This window comes from Zobellia sp. B3R18 (genome assembly GCF_018860715.1).
Taxonomy (GTDB): Bacteria; Bacteroidota; Bacteroidia; order Flavobacteriales; family Flavobacteriaceae; genus Zobellia; species Zobellia russellii.
Genome location: NZ_JAHKQG010000014.1, coordinates 90307 through 106644 on the forward strand (window position 1 = coordinate 90307; position 16338 = coordinate 106644).

The following is a 16338-nucleotide window of genomic DNA, read 5'->3' on the forward strand; positions in this document are numbered from 1 at the left end:
GTTTATTCTAGAACAGCATCCGCAGCCATTTCAAAATCTAGTGTACCTCCTTTACTAAGCAAATCATGTGTAATATTATACTCATCGTAAGCTTCCCCGTTCAATTGAATGTTTTTCACATACACATTGCCACTACTGGTACCGGGAGAATTTAGAATCAGGTTTTTACCATTTTGAAGCGTTATGCTAACCTTCTCAAAACTGGGGCTTCCAAATTCATATTTAGGGTTCTCCTCTGTTCCGCCATTCATTTGGAACAGACCTATTTTCATCAATACCGCTAAACTACCCATGAGACCTTGATCTTCATCTCCGTTATATCCCGTGGATGGGGAAAGTCCTCCAAAGACAGTACTTGTTACTTGTCGCGACCAATATTGCGTTAGGTCCGGCCTACCCAATTTATTAAATATAAATGCGGTCTGGATAGAAGGTTGGTTTCCATAATTTATAGGAATGTTTCTATACTCCGGATGCAATTCCTGTGCATGGGAATTCCCTGCCGTAAACCCCAATTTTTGGGCCGTTTTAAACTGTTGGTCTAATTTTTCTACGGCTGTCGAATTCCCTCCCATTAATTGGGCCAACCCTTCCGGGTCATGTGGCACGAACCAAGTAGATTGTGCGCCATTGGACTCTATAAATCCGTTTTCATGCTCATAGGGACTATAATCTTCCTGCCATTTGCCATCTACATCCTTAGGTCTCATCCAACCTATAGAAGTGTCAAATACATTTTTATAATTCTGCGAACGTTTTAAAAAATAGTCCACGTCTTCTTTTCTTCCCAGTTTTTTCGCCAACTGTGCCAAGGTCCAATCTTGGTAGGCATATTCCATGGTCATACTTGCCCCGTCTTGGTGTCCCCCAAATTTACCCTCAGGTATGGGGTGCGGCACATATCCATTTTTCAAATAGTACTCCAGTCCACCACCAAGTATGGTATTGTGCTCATAGCCCGCTTTTGCCATAATACCGCCGGACATATGATTTTTCTTTAAGGCTTCATAAATACCATCTAAATCTTCCGTGATGATTCCTTTTTGGATTGCCGTAACTATAAATGGGGTTGATGATGCTCCCGTCATAACATAGGTATAATTTCCGCCGGATGGCCCTCTTGGTACCATTCCGCCATCTTTATAATATTGTAACATAGAGTGGACAAATTCTTCCATAACATCAGGATACACCAAGCCCCACAGGGTGTTCAAAGTCCATTGTGCGCCCCAAAACGAATCCGAATTGTAATGATTAAATTTAGGTTTTCCATTCTTATTGAGCGGTAATTGGCCTACCCTAAAAGATTCTCCTGTATTATCCGGGTAGGCGCCATCAGCATCACTAATTATTCTGCGGCCTTGCAACGCATGCCACAAATCCGTGTAAAATCTTTTTTGAGCAATTTCAGTACCGCCCTCAACCTTTATTCGGCTCAGTAACGTGTTCCATTCTGATTGAGAGTCTTTAACTACTTGGTCAAAATCCCAGTGCTGCAATTCCGTATTGGTATTACCTTTGGCATTCTTAATTGAGGTATAGGATATACCCGCTTTCATAAGAACTTCATCTGCCCCTTCTTTCAAAAAAATCAAATAGTTTCCGGTCTGGTCATCTTTTTCTAGGGAAGCAATCTCTGTATTTAAGTCGATAGTAAAAAAAAGTTTTGTGGCCTTAGGCCTCCTACTTGTTTCTGCAATTAGCAATTCACCCTGTAACGAAGTTTCATTTACTTGTTCCAGTAGTCCATCTGTATTTTTATTGGGGCCCAGCATTCCGTTTAGATTAAAAAGTACGGCTGCCCTCTTTCCGTTTTTAGGAAAGGAATACTTGTGTAGCCCTACCCTTTTGGTACTCGTAAGCTCTACATCTATATTATATTTTTCCAGTTCCAAGGCGTGATAGCCTGGAGCTACTTTTTCTTTGTCATGGCTAAATTTTGATTTAAAATCTGTGTATATGGATTTTGCATTTGAATCATCAACGGTAACGGGCATGACGGACAGACCGGAAAGTTGCCAAGCGTGAATATGGCTAAATCCTTGAACGGTATCCACCTTATATCGGTAACCACTTCCCCAAGCACCGTCTACCTCTGTATCCGGACTTAGATTAACCATGCCAAAAGGTCTACTGGCAGATGAAAAGAAAAACCATCTTGAATTTTCAGTGTCCAATTGAGGGTAGACCAAATCCACAGGCTCTAAAGCGGTTACCTTTTGTTTGGACTCTACTTTAGTCTCGCAAGATGTGAATGCCATTATTAGCAGGAGACAGATTCCGTAGAAAGAAATTTTTGAAAATAAACTCATATAATACGTTTCTTTAACTTTTTGAATTGAGATTTGATTCAATTTGTTCCAACATTTTAAAAGTTGGAAAACCATTGTTAGGTCTTCTAATTTTAGGGTTGTACCAATTATCCCATTTTGCTGATTTATCGCCACTGTTTCTATTTTCATAGATTTCTTTTAATTGCAATTTAGCTTGAGGCAATAACGCTTTAATATCCGTAAGTAAGGCTTCATTAGGAACATCTTCATACTCCTTCTTTAAAACGGACATTTGATGCAACGTTCTTTCAAATTGAATTAAATCTTGATATAATACCGCAGGCAAATAAATATAGTCATGGAAAAAAGTCTCATTTTCTGTAGCAAGCTCAAGGCCCTTTTCAGCTTCTTTTACCGCTAGATTTATACGCTCTTGAATGACTTGTACATGTTCCAAATCATTTTCAACTCTGTTGTAATCATGAGAAACAGGTGATTTTCCCGGTCTTTGTATAGGGCTGTCCGATAGATAAGAAATGGCCTCCCTAATTTCCCAAAGGTGCTGCACATAACCAATCCGATTGGGTTGTGCCTCATGTAACAACTTCATTGAAGATACGGCCAAGGTAGCACTGTTGTCATTAAAATAGCGTTTGGTCCATTTGCTATAAAATGAAGCAGCTTCAAAATTATCAGGGTCATTACAGACCTCGGAATAGGCTTCTATATTTAGTAGAAAGGGTCTAAAATTCTGTCCGTTTACCAGGCAGAACTTATCTGCATCATAGGTACTGAACATATCCTTCATTATAGATTCTACCTTCTCTGGATAGGGATTGTGAACGGTATGGTTCAGCCAAAAACCTGCATGCATATAGGTCCCAAAGTTATAGCCGTCCGTGGTTTTTGGGAGATGCTCAAAATCTCCAAAACCATGGTCGGACCAGGCAACAATCCAATCTTTTGGCGGTCTAAAGCCATCGTTCCACATTTCCATACCGTCTGAGTAACACACCAACACTTTATCTGCATTGGGCTTGTACTCATCTACCAAATCCCCAAAAGCCTTGTAAACCTGATTGAATACTTCAATTTTACTTTCTCCACAACTACTTTCATACTCCCAATCCCATACCTGATGTCGTGGTCTAAGAATAAAAATATCTGTTTTTCTAAGTGGGGTTTCCTCTAAATAATAGCGCCAAGCTGTTAACCAATCTTCTTTATAGTCTTTCCAACAGGTAGCTTTATCTGCGGACATAGGATGTATTTGATAGCCCAGCGCAAAATCTATCGCCACCTTCATTCCTTTTTCTTGCGCGTAGTCTATCATCTTTTCAACATAGTCTACATCTACTTTATAGTCCGTTAGGTCTTGGTATTCAGGACGAATAAAAAACTCCGGTCTGCCCAACATATCAAATAATTGAATAGCGTTGTACCTGAGTCTTACCAGTGAATTTATCATCTCCGTATAACTCTCCCAATCATACTCCAACAGCTTACCCCTATAATTGGCCAGCTCATCTACATCATTCTCAAAATAACAAAGAATCGGTACTTTTGGCGGTACTATTTTCCTTTCCGAAAAGGCAAAAAGGTCAATTGCTTTCTTTTTTGGAATTTCTTTTCCCGTCCAATATTGCAATGGATCAATCTCCAAAATTTCTTGGGCATAGTCATAAATGGCATATTGGAGCCCTTGCATATCGGAACCGGCCAATACAATTATCTCTTTCCTCTTCTTACTAGTTACTTTTGACCAAATGCCACCTCTGGGACCGGGATTTTCAGTAGTAATATTTATTTTTTTGGATTGATTAAAAGTGGCTATCAAAGAATTTGACTGTGGCGTTCCTATAAGAATTGCCGGCGCTTTTTCAGGAACTATATTGATATCATTTACCACTGCCACCTCTCCCGATAACACCTTTTCCAAATCCTTTTGTAAATCTTCGGCTACATTTATCTCAGTTTTACTTACTTGCTTTCCGATAACAACATAGCAAATTGGTGATGGTTCTATGCTAAAGGAAGACAAAAGAAACAGTCCTAACAGCGAGAATAGCGCACAAAATCTTTGGCTAAATGGTAACATCTTCATCATGAATCTTAAATATACATGTACGGACTAGCGTCCTTTTAAAAAATATGGACAGGAATACCACTCCCGCCCATATTCAATCAACTCAAATTAACTAAACTCAATTATTCTAGTATCCGGGGTTCTGGGTCAAAGAACCATCCGAAAGTTCCAACTCACTAGAAGGAATAGGTCTCAAAAGATGAACGTTAGGGTCAAAAGCACCGTGATCCTGTACATGTGGATTATGGGCGTTTATACGTTCTTCCAATTTTCCCGTACGTTTTAGCACAGCCCATCTGTTGGCTTCACCCGCTAGTTCCACAGCCCTCTCATTTAGAATATCATCTATGGTCACTGATGTGTATTCATTAGCTACTCCGGTGGCACGTTCTCTAACGATATTTAAATGGGTTAATGCCGCTGAAGGATTTCCAGCACCCAAGTAAGCCTCGGCAGCCAGTAAGTGCGTCCCTGCTACCCTAAAGACAAAGGTATCGCGGGCACCATCCGTGGCTTCACTAAAAATTTCATCATCAAACTTTTTGAAAATAGGAAAGTTGGTACGTTCCGGGTTCAAAGAGTACAAATAATTTACACCAGGTACATTTTCCGGTTGTCCAAATAAATACTGATCGGGTTGGTAAACCCAGTATCTGTCCAAGCGTTCTGCCAATTCTACAGCATCCAAGGCCACTTTAGGGTAGTATACAATTGTATCTCCGGCTACAATTGGATCAGGCCCTTCCGGCTCATCCCCATCTGCAAGTATGGCCCTGTGTAGTGTTGCTTCGTCCCTGCTATCATTATCCGCAAGTAGGGAATAGAAAAACGGAGTAGGCATTGCATTAAAATCACTAAAACCATAGGGAGTTGTAGTTCTATTCACTCCTGGATAATTAGCTACCTGATTCATAAAAATGGAATGCTTGGTATTCACTTGATCAGTAGCAAGCCCATTGGTACCCCATTGAATAGCGAACAAAATCTCATCGTTTTCCTGATTGTCATATGCAAAAACTTCGGCGTAAGATTGACTTCTAATATCGTATGACCCGATTGCTTCCTCGGCAAGAGCTGCCGCAGTATTAAAATCATCCGTACTTCCGAATGAAGTATATGCCCTTGTTAAATATACCTCTGACAGTAAATGTTGAGCGGCTCTTTTCGAGAATCTACCCGTTTCAGGCTCATCTAGTAAAACTGGGATAGCGTCTTCTAAATCACTAATAATCAAATTATAAGTTTCTTCTTCCGAGCTTCTCGTATAATCCGATCGAATGCTAGTAGGTTCTTCTAAATCTAGAACCAACCCGCCATATTGTTGTACCATATTAAAGAATGCCAGAGCGCGTAACGCCTTTGCCTGAGCAATCCCATATGCTTTATCGCCCAATTTTGATTCAGACCAACTTATCTGGTTTTCGTATCGGTTAATGGCAGTATTGGCCTTGGCCACCACATTGTAATTTTTTGTCCATAAGGAGCCCCCAACACCGGAATCAAAACCAAAATAATCATTGACTGCAGAAACAGAATTCAATTCGGCTTTGACCGTAAATAAATCCGTTCCCAAAAATTGCAGATTATAGTCTTTATATACTTCCCTCAGGGTGGAATATACACCTACGACCAACTGATCGGCCGTACCTTCATCAATAAAGTTTTCACTTGTTATATCAGAAAAAATATCTTCTTCAATATAACTATCGCATGCGCTAAAAGTAATCATACCAAGTAGTACGACGCCTATGTGCTTTATTTTTATATCTAGTTTCATCTTAATTTTTTATAATGTTAAAAGGCAAGTTTAAGACCTAATAAAACTGTTTTTACCGCATAGGTCATGTTGTAAGAGTTCTGAAGCGCAGTCTCTGGATCGGGCCCCTTGTAGTCCGTAAATGTGAACGGGTTTTGTACATCCAAGGACATTTTTAATCTTGACATTCTTAACTTGTCCGCCAAAGTTTGCGGAAATTGATAACCTAAACCTATATTACCCACCCTCACAAAAGAAAGGTCTTCGTACGTCCAACCTGTATCTCCATAATCTGGAATGGGATAAGTACCATCTGGGTTGTTAGGTGTCCAATAGTTTAAGTCCAAACTATTAAAAACGGCACCGTCTCCCGATGTTGAGAAATTCTGATAGAACTCAGAATGTCCGTAAGAACCTTGTCTGGTGTACACCTGTACATTTAATTCTAAGTTTTTGTAGTTAAAAGTATTGGTCATACCCCCAATCCAATCCGGAGAGTTTTGACCTAGCAACACCTTATCATCCTGATCAATTGTTCCGTCATTGTTCTGATCAACAAATTTGTACTGACCGGGAAGGTCACCAAAACTAGCCGCCTCTGCAGCTTCGTCTACTTGCCAAATGCCAGCAACTTCAGTATTCCAGATAGCATCAACAGGTGCTCCAATTTTTAAAACTCCATGATCACCAAAGGGAATTTCATCCAAATCACCATCAATCTCTACAATTTCATTTTTGTTTTTTGTAAAGTTGAAGTTGGTTCTCCATGAAAAATTATCCGTTCTAAAATTAACCGTATTTAAAGTTACCTCTATACCGCTATTACGAACAGAACCAAAATTACCAAGAGCACTGTTATAACCGGATATGTTGGATAAGGTTCTGGCCAGAATACTACCCTCTGTTTTCTTGTTGTAATATTCAAAACCTAAACCTATTCTATTGTTGATAATAGAAAGGTCTAAACCTAAGTTGTATTCCTTTGACACTTCCCAAGTTAAATTTTCATTAGGTAAGCCAGCAACGGTCTTTCCTACACTGGCATTCTCTCCAAAAAGATAGTTTGAAGCGGAAAGAAACGCTAACGAACTGTATGCATCTACAGTACTGTCATTACCGGCCTCACCATAACTAACACGTAACTTTAGGTTGTTAAGCCAATCTGCATTTTGAAGAAAAGCTTCTTCGCTAGCTCTCCAAGCGAATGCAGCTGATGGGAAGAAATTCCACTTGTTACCAGCAGATAATTTTGAAGAACCATCATATCTTCCGGTAAACGTAAACAAATACCGATCTTTAATGGAGTAATTTAAACGACCTGCAAAGGAAGCTAAAGTTTCTTTTTGATAGAAACTACCAAAATTGCGTATATCCGTACCCCCTTCGGTATTATAGAAAAGATAGGCATCCGTATCAAAATTTCTGACCTGTATATCGCTACCTTCTTTATTGTTGTAATAAATGGAAGAAATTAAAGTGGTCTTTAAATTATGATCTGGAGCCAAATCAAAATCAAAATCCAGTATATTATCCCACGTATAAGCGGTATTAAAATCTGACTGGTAGTGAGATTGTATTCTACTAGGATCGTTACGCGATGATTTGGTCAAAAGGCCTCGGTACTCACCAAAACGTTGCGAAGTTATATTAGGCGCAAACTGTGTTTTAAAGTTCAACCATTTTGTAGGCTTATAGTTTAAAAATACGTTTGCGATTACATCTAAAGTCTTTGTGTTTAACCTCCAAGCCCCTTCTGCATCATAAGTTGGGTGAACGAAACGAAGATCTTGATCATCTGGAAACAAAATAGGTTCTCCGTCCGAATCGAAAGGGTTTACGGTTGGTGCCAAACGAAGCGTACTTCTAAACAGTTCCCTACTACCTTCTTCACGCTCCGCAAATGCTAAATAGGCCTTCACACCCACTGTAACCTTGTCCGAAACTTTCTTTGAAACTGAAGCACTTATGTTGTACCGTTCGTATCCCTCAATTCCCATTACACCTTCATCACTTAAATACCCTAAAGATGCATTGTAGACCAAACCGTTAGTACCTCCGGACATTCCCAAAGTGTGACTTGTTTGAATTCCTGCTTTACGGTAAAGCTTCATCCAATCCGTATACCTGCCGTTGGCAACATTATCCGCTTCCTCATTGGAACTTTGGAATTCTGTAGAGCGGTCTATAACCACATTATTGTAATCCGCTACGGAACCATTTCCTTTCCAAGCTCTTGCCCTTAAAACATCGTCAACATATTGTACATACTCTGGACCGTCAAATAAATCGGGAACATTAGTAGCGGTACGAAGGCCAAAAGAAGAATCATATGTAAAAACGGTTTTACCTTCAATACCATTTTTAGTTGTAATGATTACAACCCCATTTGCACCTCTAGACCCATATATTGCGGTGGCCGAAGCATCTTTAAGAATATCCATTTGTTCTATATCCGCAGGATTCAACACGTTAATATCTTCAAAGAAAATACCATCTACTACGTACAAAGGTTTAGAAAGGTCATCGTTGAGATTATCACTTACCCCATCACGACTTGCATTGGTATTGGTAATTACCGTGTTACCCCTAATTTTTATGGAAAGTGGCGCCCCTGGTTTAGAACTCAACGTACGCACATCTACACCGGCAACCCTACCTTGTATGGCCTGGCCTATATCCGTTTTCTTTTGTTCCGTTAAGGTCTCCGTATCCAATGAAGCCACCGCACCGGTTAAATCGCTCTTTTTTACAGAACCATAACCAATGACCACAACTTCATCAAGGCCCGTTGAGGCTTCTACCAATTCTATGGTATATGTTGATGCGCTTCCTAGAGCAACTTCTTTGGTTTCATAACCAATATATGAAACCACTAAAATTCCATTACCATCAGCTACCGAAATCGTGAAATTTCCATCAAAATCAGATACAACACCATTACTGGTGCCTTTTACTAAAACACTGGCACCTGGCAAAGGTACATTTGCCTCATCAACAATGACACCCGAAATTTGTGTCTGTGCCCATGAAACAGTTGTCACCCCTATAAAGAGGAATGCCATTAAAAGTTTGAGTTTTTTCATTTTAATTAAGTTAGTTGAACATTAGTCCAAACCTAAGCTTCTTACCTCCCAACCTTATGGACATATTATTCAAAAACATGGATGAATCCCGCAACACCCCATGTTACAAGGGGTTAACATATATCTCAAATACTTATAAAAAACCTTCAGTTTGATAAAATTTCCATCAAATCATTGCTAATCATTCAATTTTAGAGCTCATATTTATAGAAAAAGGATTTTGCTTCCTTTATTACATGAATGCTACAACCATACAAAACTCTATCACCAACCAACCCAAATCCCCAAAAAAAAACCTCTTGAATTCATGTGAATCCAAGAGGTTTTTCAGTTTAAAAAAGACTCTAAATTACCGTCTGTTCAGACGAAAATTTGTGTTCTATAATTTTCTTAACCAAATGTTTCTGAACTGGGTTTTGTTACCATGGTCCTGCAATGAAATAACATCATCTCCATGAGCAGAAGGGTAATTATGAAGGCCTATATAATAGGTGTTTCCATTTATTACGGTATGGTTCTGAATCAAAACACCGTTATGAAGCACCGTAATTTCAGCTTTTGAATCCAATGTGCCATCTTTTTTAAACCTTGGTGCTCTGTAGATCACATCGTAAGTATTCCACTCTAATGGGCTACGCATTGCATTAACCAATGGCGCATGGTCTTTGTAAATACTTCCTGCTTGTCCGTTACGGTAGGTTCTATTATTGTACGAATCCAAAATCTGTAGCTCATATCTATTTTGTAAAAATAGACCGCTATTGCCACGTCCTTGGCTTTCTCCTTCTACCTTATCCGGTGCACTAAACTCAATATGCAACTGGCAATCACCAAATTTCATTTTTGTGCTGATACCGCCCGATCCAGGTACTACCTCAAAATGATCGTTATCAACAATTTTCCATGGTGCGGGCTTGGTATTGTCTGTTTGGCTAACCCATTGATCAAGACTACTTCCATCAAACAGAATAATGGCATCGGAAGGGGCATCGCCTAAAGTTTTTGCGGGAGTTACCACAGGGACTTCCGGTTCCCAGATTTCGGTCATTTCCGGCTTCATTGGCATTGGTGATACTTCCGGAGGAGTACTAGAATGTTTCTGTGCCGTTACTTGAAACGAAAGGGCCGCAGCGGCCAAAAAGAAAAAATATTTTTTTGAGCTCATAATGGTAATTACATTTTGTTTTGGTTCAGTATAATTTTAAAAAAACTAAATATAGTTATAACTTCTTAAAAGGAAATTTTATCTATTGAAGAAATATGTACCGTACTATTCAATTAATAGATTAAAGCCTAGAAATAACCTCTCGCATTTTTTGAGCACGTTGCTTTACCTCCTCTTGGGTCCACCCTAATTTGATTAGGCAAGAAACGGTACGACCTACCCAATGGTCCGATGTTGAAAAATCGGATTTTGAATAATCCGGTAATTGCCGGTACACTTCAGCCGGTAGTTTACCCAAGGACTTTTTCTCTATTAAGTGTTGCCATTCACGATAGTAGTGCCAATTATTATCATACCAATAAAAACAGGCGTCCACTCCTGCTTTACCAAGTTCCGCATGGGCTTTTTTTGCTGTTTGGGCATCCGGAAGAAAGAACGTTAGGAATGCATAACTCTCCTCTCCTCCTTCTGGAACTTTTCTAAATTCTACATTGGCCAAGTCTTGTAAAGCTTCCTTCAAAACCGAATAATTCTTCTTCTGAATAGCCAGAAACTCGTCCAACCTTTCTATTTGGGCCAAACCTACGGCCGCATGCAATTCTGAAATTCTATAGTTATATCCTAAAAACGGATGGGTTTCCGCTCCCCTATCTTTTCCTACATGGTCATGACCATGATCGGAATAATGATCGGCATTGGTCTTATATTCGTCGTTGTTGGTTATAACTGCACCACCTTCCCCACAAGTAACGGTTTTCACATAATCAAAAGAAAAACAACCTAAGTCTCCATAACTGCCTAAAGGTTTGTTTTCAAAAGTACCTCCTATTGCCTGACATGCATCTTCCAGCAATAACAAATTATGCGTGTCGCAAATGGACTTTAAGGCTTTTAAATCTGCCATAGAACCGCACATGTGTACAGGCATAACCACTTTTGTTCGTTCCGTTATGGCGTTTTCTACCGCTTTAGGATTCAACGCCAGAGTGTCATCTACATCAACTAAAATAGGAACGGCACCAATAGCCAAAATAGACTCAAAACTAGCCACAAAAGTAAATGTGGGCATTATGACCTCATCACCAGCTCCAACCCCAGCACTTGCCAAGGCTACCGTTAACGCCGCGGTACCACTACTCACCAACTGGGCATGTTTCACCTGCATTTTATTAGCAAGGACTTTCTCCAGTTCAAGTGCCTTCCAGTGGCCATTACGCATTCCGTCAAAACCGTAACGCATGAGCACTCCGGAATCCAATACGTCGTTTACTTGTTGGCGTTCCTTGTCTCCAAATAATTCAAATCCTGGCATATGTGTTCTAAGTGTTAGGTGTTAGGTGTTAGGTGTTAGGTAAAAAAAACATCAATTTATCTCAATGATGCTTTCTTCTATATTCTTGCGTACTTTCTTAAATTCCGAAAACATGTCATCATTAGCTCTATATCCCACGGGAAGTACCAGAACAGATGTGAGTCCGTTTTTCTTTAAATTCAGCATATCGTCATAGGCGGAAGGAATGAAACCTTCCATAGGACACGAGTCTATTTTTTCCATTGCACAGACGGTTAAAAGATTTCCCAAAGCCAAATACGCTTGGTTTTTAGACCATTGCTCTATTTCATGTACCTCTTTTTTAGAAAAATCGGCCATCATAGCATTTTTGAACGGATTTAAAATTTCATCGCTCGTTCCCCTTACCTTTCTAATCTGCTCAAAATAGCGATTAATATAATCTTCGTTTATGTCATTCTGAATACAAATAACCAAGACATGAGACGCTTGCCCAACTTGCTGTTGACCAAAAGAATGCTCTACCAGTTTATTTTGAAGGTCTTTATTGTGTATCACGGCCAAGGATATGGGCTGTAGGCCGTAAGAAGTTGCGGTAAGGTTAAAAGCTTGTTTTAATCGTTCGATTTTCTCTTCTGAAAGTATTCTTTCCGAGTCGAACTTTTTTACGGCATAACGCCACTCCAAATATTTTATAGAATCCAAATTACTTTATTTAGTTTCCGTTTTGACAGAAAATGATAATTGGCCCTATTATGGGTAGAAGCATACATACAACGGTGTACTATGTTTTCTTAGCCAATCTTTCGCAAAAATAGGATAATTATAAAACACCGCCCAATCTACTCCAACCTTGTCTAAAATTGGTTTATCCCATTTTCATAAAGCGCTAGAAGTTGGTTTTTATCGGTCTCGTTACCAATATTCGATTTAATATCCTCTTTTAGATTTTCAAGCTCCATATACACAACCTTTCTATTTTCATCCGAAATGTTGGCGCCGTTAGTTACAAAATGAAGTGCACCTATTAATTCATGCATAACGGTATTATCCTGTTTTGCATATAACCTTATGGGTTGGACCAAAGTGCGCATTAGTTCCGCAGCTGTTATACTATGATATATTAAAACGCATTTACCATTCTCTACGGGTTGTGAAGTTATATGCGGAAATTGCAGATATTTACGCAACAACCTTCCTAATTTGGCAATAGCATCAATAGCCGTTCCCGGATCGTTAATACCTGGTGACATAGCCTTTACCGCGATTTCCATTAATTTAATCATCCCTCCTACACCTTTATCATCCTCATGACGGTCAGATGAAATATCCAGACAGAACATTAGGTTTTCTATCTCCTCGTCAGAAACTGTATCCTTTACTTTTAATATGGGCATTCCTTCCCATAGATGTTTATTTAGGTATGGTAGAACCTCAATCTGATTTTCTTGTTTCTCAATTGACTTTTGAAGCAGTTTGCTATCAAATCCCCTGAAATAACCGGTCTTGTTGCTGTTTAAGACCTTCCAGCCCGAGGTATCAACATATTGCAGGGCTATTTTTTTTGTATCGGCATTCATTAAAACATTATCTGCATAAGCATTACACCTTTTAAAAATTTTATCTATTATATTCTGAATTTGAATGGCTCCTGAAATACTATGTATAAAATAAACGAACAATCCTATGCAGGTTAACGAAAGTATTGCGGCAAACATGGTAGAAAGCCCCATAGTATCCGCATCTATACCACGAGCACCCAAAGAAGTAATGATAATGATACAGTAAAGCAACGTACCAACATACATGCCTAAAATAAATTGATGTCTACTGTTAGAAACCAGTCCGGGAAGTAATCTGGGTGAAAAATTGGATGACGCCTGACTCAACACAACCATAACCATTGAAAAACTGAATACAGTAAGTGAAATTATCCCTCCAATAAAAACCGATAAAATAGAACGGGCCGTTTCATAATCCTGAATAAACAAATAAGGCACCTTATCCTTAATAGACCTTACCACTTCCCAATTTTCAACCGTTAAAGCCAAGATTGCCAGAATGACGCATAATACAGAAATAAGGACTGGATAAAAAGCAATACTCCGCAACACATGTCTATATGTTCTTTGTAAAAATTTTATAATTCTTTTCATTCTTACAGTCAGATTTTAGCGCCCTTTTTACGTTGTTGAATATTATTAAAGTAACCCAATCCAAAAAGTTGGCCCGTTATTTATATCTTGCCACTTTAACAACTAACAATATGCGTAAATATGCTATTAAATTTAGGCACTATTGAAAATCTTTATAACTCTAAAGTAAATCATGTCCTCAGAAAAATCAGCAGAAAAAGCGCGTCTACACCCTCGCAACAGAAATAGGGAACGATATGATCTAGAAGCCTTAAAAAAATCCAACCTAGAGTTAAAAAGCTTTATAAAGCCGAATAAATTCGGGGTGGAATCCATAGATTTTTCCAATCCGCGTGCGGTAAAAGTTTTGAATACAGCTTTGCTGAACCATTATTACGATATTAAAAACTGGGAATTTCCCGATGAAAATTTATGCCCTCCCATTCCCGGAAGAGCGGACTATATTCACCACATTTCAGATGCGTTGGCCAAATTTAATTTGGGAACAATACCTACTGGTGAAAAAATTTCTTGTTTTGATGTAGGTATTGGGGCCAGTTGTATCTACCCTATTATTGGAGTTACAGAATACGGTTGGCAATTCTTTGGTTCGGACATTGACCCAAAATCAATTGCATCGGCAAAGCAAATTGTTAGTTCCAACCCATCGCTCAGGGGAAAAGTTGAATGTAGATTACAAAAGAGCGCCAGGGATATCTTTCGTGGGGTTCTTTCCCCAGAACAGCAAATTGACGTGGTCATAAGCAATCCTCCTTTTCATTCTTCAATTGAGGAGGCACAAAAGGGAACACGGAGGAAAATCAAAAACCTTTCCGGAAAAAAGGTAAAAACACCAGAACTCAATTTTTCCGGGGTTGGAAACGAACTCATTTATGATGGTGGCGAGGCCAGGTTCATAGAAAATATGATATGGGAAAGTAGAAAATTAGCGCAGAGCTGTTTTCTTTTTTCAACTTTAGTATCAAAAGAATCCAACCTTAAGCGGATATATAAATTATTGGAAAAAGTTAAGGCACAAACTGTTAAAACAATCCCTATGGGAACTGGCAATAAATCTAGCCGAATTGTTGCCTGGAGCTTTCTTTCGGCTGAAGAACAAGACCAATGGCGAAAGAGTAGATGGTAACGAATATTGATCTCTAATTGATAGTTTTATCATCAACCAACTATTTTTTGACTATATTCCCGTAAAAATGTGACAAATAGCAATGTTTATCACATTGTATATTCGCTATGAATAATCAGAACACCTAGAATTGATAATTCAATGGCCAAGTCCTCTCAACATTATACTAAAGACCTGCTAAATAACTAAGAATGAATTCATAACCAACAGTAACATACTTGCTTTTAAAGCAATATTGATTTCACTTTTCTGTTTAATTAATAACTAACCAACCTTAAACCAATGACATCTTATTCAATAAGTGAAATTAACCACATTCTAAAAGGCGAATTAATTGGCTCAACCAGTCAACAAATAGAAGGTCCTGAAGAAATAAAAAAAGCGAATAAAAATCAAATTACCTTTATAGGAAATACCAAATATTCTAAATTTTGGGCTACCTCAAATGCCTGTGCGGCACTTGTATGTCCAAAATCTACCATTGAACCTGGAGATAACCGAGCCTTTATCAGGGTGAAAAATGTGGATTTGGCAATGGCCGAAATCTTAACCCTTTTCAAACCTTCTACTCCCAGTTTTGATACGGACATACATCCTACCGCCGTTATACATGAAACCGCAAAAATTGGTGATGGCTGTAAAATTGGAGCCAATTGTTACGTAGGCAAAGATGTAGAATTAGGGGCAAATGTAATTTTGTACCCTAATGTATGCGTATTTGATGAAACCTTAATTGGAGACAGTACAACAGTTTGGTCAGGAACGGTCATACGCGAACGCTGCGTTATTGGCAGTCACTGTATTTTTCATATCAATGTAAGCATCGGCGCAGATGGTTTTGGATATAGACCAAGTGATGATGGCCGAGGACTGGTGAAAATACCTCAAATAGGAAATGTAATCATTGGCAATTATGTTGAAATTGGTGCCAATTCATGTGTAGACAGGGCAAAATTCAGTGCCACTATTATTGGAGATGGTTGTAAAATTGATAACCTAGTTCAAATAGCGCATAATAGCGTTATGGGTCGTTTTTGTATAATGGCCGGACATAGCGGGCTTGCCGGATCTGTTACATTAGGAGATGGTGTTATCATTGGGGGCAGTGCTTCAATCAAAGATCACACTACTATACATTCCGGAGCAAGCGTTGGGGCCGGGTCCGGTGTCATGAACGATGTAGAAGCAGGAAAAACCGTTCTGGGCTACCCTGCACAAGATGCTAGGGATATGCTTAAAGAATGGGCATCCATAAGAAGGCTAGTAAGAAATAAATAGCATGTTTATCAGTAAAAAGAAAGCCTAATATCCAAATACAGACTTCATAAAAAAAAGCTTTACATACAAGATGTAAAGCTTTCTTTATAAGCTGGAGGTCCTCCTATTGAACCTCCAAGGAAAA

Annotated in this window: 10 protein-coding genes; 2 read left to right on the top strand and 8 right to left on the bottom strand. The window is 39.0% G+C overall.

Annotation, left to right across the window (positions count from 1 at the left end; genetic code table 11):
• Positions 1 to 2: 2 nt before the first annotated feature.
• From KO513_RS17100 to KO513_RS17135, 8 genes are all read right to left on the bottom strand, one after another.
• A complete protein-coding gene (locus KO513_RS17100) occupies positions 3 to 2312 on the bottom strand; it encodes a GH92 family glycosyl hydrolase (RefSeq protein WP_215914470.1) in 2310 nt (769 codons plus the stop codon).
• Positions 2313 to 2325: 13 nt separating this feature from the next.
• Entirely contained in the window at positions 2326 to 4380 is a 2055-nt protein-coding gene (locus KO513_RS17105; RefSeq protein ID WP_215914471.1) for a glycosyl hydrolase 115 family protein, read from the bottom strand.
• A 106-nt stretch (positions 4381 to 4486) separates the two neighbouring features.
• Complete coding sequence (locus tag KO513_RS17110; RefSeq protein WP_215914472.1) at positions 4487 to 6136, bottom strand: RagB/SusD family nutrient uptake outer membrane protein; 1650 nt, start codon at positions 6134 to 6136, stop codon at positions 4487 to 4489.
• A 17-nt stretch (positions 6137 to 6153) separates the two neighbouring features.
• Positions 6154 to 9198 (bottom strand): SusC/RagA family TonB-linked outer membrane protein, encoded by a 3045-nt coding sequence (locus KO513_RS17115; RefSeq protein ID WP_215914473.1) that lies wholly within the window; start codon positions 9196 to 9198, stop codon positions 6154 to 6156.
• Between the two features lie 379 nt (positions 9199 to 9577).
• The gene (locus tag KO513_RS17120; protein ID WP_215914474.1) at positions 9578 to 10363 is read right to left on the bottom strand and encodes a 3-keto-disaccharide hydrolase; all 786 of its coding nucleotides are present in this window, start codon (positions 10361 to 10363) and stop codon (positions 9578 to 9580) included.
• Positions 10364 to 10484: 121 nt separating this feature from the next.
• Positions 10485 to 11675: a DegT/DnrJ/EryC1/StrS family aminotransferase gene (locus tag KO513_RS17125; RefSeq protein ID WP_215914475.1), complete on the bottom strand. Its 1191-nt coding sequence runs from the start codon at positions 11673 to 11675 to the stop codon at positions 10485 to 10487.
• Positions 11676 to 11726: 51 nt separating this feature from the next.
• A complete protein-coding gene (locus KO513_RS17130; protein WP_215914476.1) occupies positions 11727 to 12359 on the bottom strand; it encodes a nitroreductase family protein in 633 nt (210 codons plus the stop codon).
• 152 nt (positions 12360 to 12511) lie between these two features.
• Positions 12512 to 13810: a DUF2254 domain-containing protein gene (locus KO513_RS17135; protein WP_215914477.1), complete on the bottom strand. Its 1299-nt coding sequence runs from the start codon at positions 13808 to 13810 to the stop codon at positions 12512 to 12514.
• Positions 13811 to 13982: 172 nt separating this feature from the next.
• Here KO513_RS17135 and rlmF point away from each other — a divergent pair, with 172 nt between their 5' ends.
• On the top strand, positions 13983 to 14936 hold the full coding sequence (rlmF, locus tag KO513_RS17140) for a 23S rRNA (adenine(1618)-N(6))-methyltransferase RlmF (RefSeq protein WP_215914478.1): 954 nt from the start codon (positions 13983 to 13985) through the stop codon (positions 14934 to 14936).
• 282 nt (positions 14937 to 15218) lie between these two features.
• Entirely contained in the window at positions 15219 to 16214 is a 996-nt protein-coding gene (gene lpxD, locus KO513_RS17145; protein WP_215914479.1) for a UDP-3-O-(3-hydroxymyristoyl)glucosamine N-acyltransferase, read from the top strand.
• The last annotated feature ends 124 nt before the right edge of the window (positions 16215 to 16338 follow it).